The organism is Nocardia neocaledoniensis, from assembly GCF_029868625.1.
Lineage (GTDB): Bacteria > Actinomycetota > Actinomycetes > Mycobacteriales > Mycobacteriaceae > Nocardia > Nocardia neocaledoniensis_A.
Map to the genome: position 1 here is coordinate 1 of NZ_JARWOJ010000112.1, position 3,479 is coordinate 3,479.

The window sequence follows — 3,479 nt, forward strand, 5'->3', positions numbered from 1 at the left end:
GGGGGGGGGGGGGCCCGCCCCTCCCCCGGCCCGGCGGGGCGCCGCCCCCGCCGCGGGCGGGGGCCCGCGGGGGGGGGGGGGCGGGCCCGGCCCCCCCCGGGGGGGGGGGGGGGGCGGGCCCCCCCCCCCCGACCACCCGGATCGGCGCGGTGCCCGGCAGCCCGACCGCCGCGACGGTCCTCGGTCCGTGGTTCGAAGACGTCCGCGACGGCGACCTGGCGGAGCTCACCCGCAAGTGCTGGACCCAGCCGCCAGCCGAGATCGGCCCGATGTACGGCGATGCCGCCCGGATCGCCGACGCGGTACTCAGGCCGGGCGAGACCCAGGTGTCCGGACCATATTGGGAGAGCGACGCGATCCGGATCACCTTGTCGCCCAGTGAATTACGGTCGGCGTACGGCTGCCCGTTCGTCACCGACCCCGGCGGGCGGGTGCTCTCCGACGAACAGGCCCGCTACACCGCCGAGCGCTACCTGAGCCGGGTGGTGGGCGATCCGGTGAATCCGGCCGACGTCGAACCGGACTATCCGCTGCTGTGCTCCGGTGCCCAGCTCGGGACCGCGCTGTCGGGGATCCGGCGTTTCGAGGACAAGGCGCTCACCGTCGGCCGCGGATCGGCGACGAGCGCGACCGTCGACGTGCCGGTGACCGGCGTCGACGGCGCGGCGCGACGAGTGGCGCTGACGCTCGACGACGGGGTGAACGGATTCTGCGTAAGCCGGGCCGAGCCCGCGGGCTGACCAAGCGAATTGCCCCGCATCGGTTTTCGAGGGTGTCCGGGCCGGGCCGGGCACGCTATGCTGCCCGGCAGGACCCGCGCGCAGGCTGTGCCGCGTCCGGGTGGAGTGGGGAAGCGGCGCAGCCGCACAACGGGAAAGGCCTGAACAGCGATCATGCGTGGCGTAACCATGGGAGGGGCGCTGCGGCGCCGACACGGCTCGCGAGGGCTCCGGCGCGGGGTGGCGGTGGCCGTGGCCGCGGCGGTGCTGCCGCTGGGCGCGTCGGTGGCGCCCGCGACGGCCGACGCCGATCCGTCCGCCATCGACTTCGCCGTCGAATCGTCGATGGGCACCATCAACACCCGCATCGTGCGCGCGGTCGACGGCAACACCGACCGGGTGGTGTACCTGCTCGACGGTGAACGCGCCGAGAACGACCTCAACGGCTGGGAGAAGCACACCGATATCCCCGCCAAGATCGCGAAGTTCAACATCAACGTGGTGATGCCGGTCGGCGGCCAGTCCAGCTTCTACGCCGACTGGGACCAGCCGAGCAGCTTCAACGGCGTCAACCCGGACGGATCGGCGCTGCCGAGTGCCGACTCGGGCTCGGCCGTCGGCGGCTGGGAGGACACCAACGGCAAGACCACCGCCTACAAGTGGGAAACCTTCATCACCGAGACCCTGCCCGCGGCGCTGAAGTCGCGGCTCGGGTTCAGTGATACCCGCAACGGGGTGGTCGGGCTGTCCAGTGGTGGCGGTGCGGCGCTGATGATGGCGGCCTATCACCCGGAGCAGTTCGTCTACGCGGGCTCGCTGTCGGGTTACCTGCACATGACGATGCCGGGGATGCGCGAGGCACTCGGCGCGGCCATGATCGCCAGCGGCGGCTACAACATCGAGGCGATGGCGCCCGCGGGTAGTGCGAAGTGGAACCGGATGGACCCGTACGGGTTCGCCGAGAAGCTGATCGCCAACAACACCCGCCTCTACATCTCCGCGGGCAGTGCCAAGCCCGCCGACCAGGACCTGTCCTCGGTCGACGCGATCACCCAGGGCATGCCGCTGGAGGCGATCGCGCTGGCCAACACCCGTTCCTTCGAAAAGCGCCTCACCGCACTGGGTTACACCAACGTCAGCTACGACTTCCCCGACATCGGCATCCACAACTGGGGCACCTGGGAACAGGTCGCCATCCGCCTGATGCCGGACATGGCCCGCAACATCGGCAAGCCGCTTCCCGCGGGTGCCACCCCGCCCGGCGGCGGCGAGCCCCCGGCGGGCGCACCCGGTGAACCGCCTGCCGGTGGCCAGCCGCCCGCGAAGTAGTCCGCTACCGAAGACCGCCGCTCCGACCCTGGCGCGGCGGTCTTCTGCTGTGTGGACTTATATCGGCGGTGAATCACCCTGTCCTGATGGGGCTTTCGGTGGACCAACCCCAGGTGCTCGCCTCGCGGACCGTGAGTTCCGCCGGTGGGGCGGCGATCAGGCGGGTGAGGCGCTGGAGTTCGCCCCAGTCCCGGGTCCAGTCGTCGGCCAGGTAGGCGGGGATGGTGCGCGACTGCATGAGCAGGCCGGTCCAGCCGAGCGGGCCGCCGCCGGTGTCGCCCTGCCAGGTCTCGGAGACCTGCGCGTTGAGCTTGTCGGGCAGGATTCGCCACAGCGGCATCTCCGCGACACCGCTGCGGTGGTCGAACGGGCGCTGGCACGGGAAGGCCAGTCCCACATGCCAATCCGCGAGGACGGGATCGGTGCTGCCGACGAGCGTATTCAGCGTCGACAGCTTCGGCAGGCGCGGGGGAGTGACGGCCAGCCATCGCATCGGATCGGGTTCGCCCGACTCGGCGACCAGCCGCGCCGCCGTGGTCCCGGCGGGCACCGTGTCCAACCCGATCGGCAGATTCCGCCATCCCGGCGCACCGCCGACCGAAGGCGGCGCTAGCTCGCCCAGCGGCGTGATGGTCCCGTCATCGGCCCGCCGCGCGAACTCCACCCGCAACCGCTGCCCCGGCATCGCCGAGCCATCCGGCGCCGTCGCCTCGATCCGCCCCGCCACGGTCAGCACCAGAACGCGATACGCCGGATCCTGCTGCGCGGCAGCGAGATCCAAGCGGTACCACTGCGTGGTCAGCTTCGTGCGCTGCGGCGCGCCGGTCGAGTAGCTGCCCAGCACCGGCGTCCGTTCCGGAACCAGCCCGAAAGGCAGCGCGACGGTGCTGCCATTCACCCCCGGCCCGCCGGTAGGCCCACCTTGCGATGCGCCACCGGGCCCGGCTGACCCGCCTGCGGTGTTGCCGCCGGGGCCCGGCGTCGACCCGCCCGGGGTGTTGCCGCCAGGGCCAGGCCCCGACACACCTGGGGTGGTGCCGCCAGGGCTTGGCGAGGCCCCACCCGGGGTGTTGCCACCGGGAGCGGGTCTCCCGGCAGCGGATCCGTTGGGGCCGGATGACGAAGGTCCGCCCGGCCCTGGGTTGGCGCCACCCGGTGCGCCTTGGGCAGCGCCTGGGACGTTCGCGGGGCCGTCACTCGGGCCCGCGCCGCCCTGTCCACTCGGAGGTGCTCCGGGGGGGCCCCCCCCGGGGGGGCCCCGGGGGGGGGGGGGGGGGGGGGGGCCCCCCGGGAGGCAGCCGGTGAGGCGCCGCCAGGGGCCGCGGTGCCAGGAGTGGTCGGCGAGTTGCCGCCTTGCCCATTCGGGGGTGTCCCGGATCCGCCGGGGGATGAGCCGGCCGGTGCGCTTGCGCCGCCTTGCCCGCTCGGTGG

General features: G+C 73.2%; 3 protein-coding genes. 2 read left to right on the forward strand and 1 reads right to left on the reverse strand.

Features of this window, described 5'->3' with window-relative positions:
* On the forward strand, positions 1 to 740 hold a 740-nt coding region (locus tag QH270_RS07710; RefSeq protein WP_280339801.1), incomplete at its 5' end, for a hypothetical protein.
* 153 nt (positions 741 to 893) lie between these two features.
* Positions 894 to 2,048 (forward strand): alpha/beta hydrolase, encoded by a 1,155-nt coding sequence (locus QH270_RS07715; protein ID WP_280339803.1) that lies wholly within the window; start codon positions 894 to 896, stop codon positions 2,046 to 2,048.
* 73 nt (positions 2,049 to 2,121) lie between these two features.
* On the opposite strand, the gene QH270_RS07720 is transcribed toward QH270_RS07715, so the two are convergent.
* Complete coding sequence (locus QH270_RS07720) at positions 2,122 to 3,072, reverse strand: arabinosyltransferase C-terminal domain-containing protein (RefSeq protein ID WP_280339804.1); 951 nt, start codon at positions 3,070 to 3,072, stop codon at positions 2,122 to 2,124.
* Positions 3,073 to 3,479 lie beyond the last annotated feature (407 nt).